Source organism: Lentilactobacillus kefiri (assembly GCF_007989105.1).
Lineage (GTDB): Bacteria > Bacillota > Bacilli > Lactobacillales > Lactobacillaceae > Lentilactobacillus > Lentilactobacillus kefiri.
The window spans coordinates 1-835 of record NZ_BJVK01000104.1 but is presented as its reverse complement, the minus strand read 5'-3'; the positions used below and the strand labels follow the sequence as shown (position 1 = coordinate 835).

Below are 835 nucleotides of genomic sequence, written 5' to 3'. Positions count from 1 at the left end.
AAGGAGGATGAGAGATTCGAACTCTCGCGTGGTTTGACCCACCTAGCGGTTTTCAAGACCGCCCCCTTCAGCCACTTGGGTAATCCTCCATAAAAGCTGTATAAAACTAAAAATATAAAAATGAGTCGATGGACCTTGTAGGACTCGAACCTACGACCGAACGGTTATGAGCCGTTTGCTCTAACCAACTGAGCTAAAGGTCCAAGACCTATATCGCGGCAGGGGGGATCGAACCCTCGACCTCCCGGGTATGAACCGGACGCTCTAGCCAGCTGAGCTACACCGCGATGAAAAATGATAGTTATTCTATCAATCGGGAAGACAGGATTCGAACCTGCGACCCCCTGGTCCCAAACCAGGTGCTCTACCAAACTGAGCTACTTCCCGAAAAAACAATGCACCCAGTAGGAGTCGAACCTACAACCTTCTGATTCGTAGTCAGACACTCTATCCAATTGCGCTATGGGTGCATAATATGCCGAGGACCGGGATCGAACCGGTACGGTCATCACTGACCGCAGGATTTTAAGTCCTGTGCGTCTGCCAATTCCGCCACCCCGGCATAACAAGCGGAAGACGGGATTCGAACCCGCGACCCCCACCATGGCAAGGTGATGTTCTACCACTGAACTACTTCCGCAAAATGCCGACTAGAAGATTCGAACTTCCGACCCCCTGTTTACAAGACAGGTGCTCTGCCAGCTGAGCTAAGTCGGCATACAAAATATTATGCGCGTTAATAATATTCAATTGTAATGAGCCGTGGCGGTCTCGAACCGCCGACCCTCTGATTAAAAGTCAGATGCTCTACCAACTGAGCTAACGGCTCAAGGAA

General features: G+C 50.4%; 9 tRNA genes. All 9 read right to left on the bottom strand.

The features are described 5' to 3' along the window. Window position 1: 1 nt before the first annotated feature. Window positions 2-89: transfer RNA gene (locus LKE01_RS11915), tRNA-Ser, on the bottom strand. 40 nt (window positions 90-129) lie between these two features. Continuing rightward, window positions 130-203: transfer RNA gene (locus LKE01_RS11910), tRNA-Ile, on the bottom strand. A gap of 10 nt (window positions 204-213) precedes the next feature. After that, window positions 214-287: transfer RNA gene (locus tag LKE01_RS11905), tRNA-Met, on the bottom strand. Window positions 288-313: 26 nt separating this feature from the next. Then, window positions 314-387, bottom strand: a tRNA-Pro gene (locus tag LKE01_RS11900). Window positions 388-396: 9 nt separating this feature from the next. Then, window positions 397-470 (bottom strand) — tRNA-Arg (locus tag LKE01_RS11895). 6 nt (window positions 471-476) lie between these two features. Next, window positions 477-562: transfer RNA gene (locus tag LKE01_RS11890), tRNA-Leu, on the bottom strand. A gap of 6 nt (window positions 563-568) precedes the next feature. Further along, window positions 569-640: transfer RNA gene (locus LKE01_RS11885), tRNA-Gly, on the bottom strand. Window positions 641-644: 4 nt separating this feature from the next. Continuing rightward, a tRNA-Thr gene (locus LKE01_RS11880) sits at window positions 645-717 on the bottom strand. Between the two features lie 39 nt (window positions 718-756). Further along, window positions 757-829, bottom strand: a tRNA-Lys gene (locus tag LKE01_RS11875). Window positions 830-835: the final 6 nt, after the last annotated feature.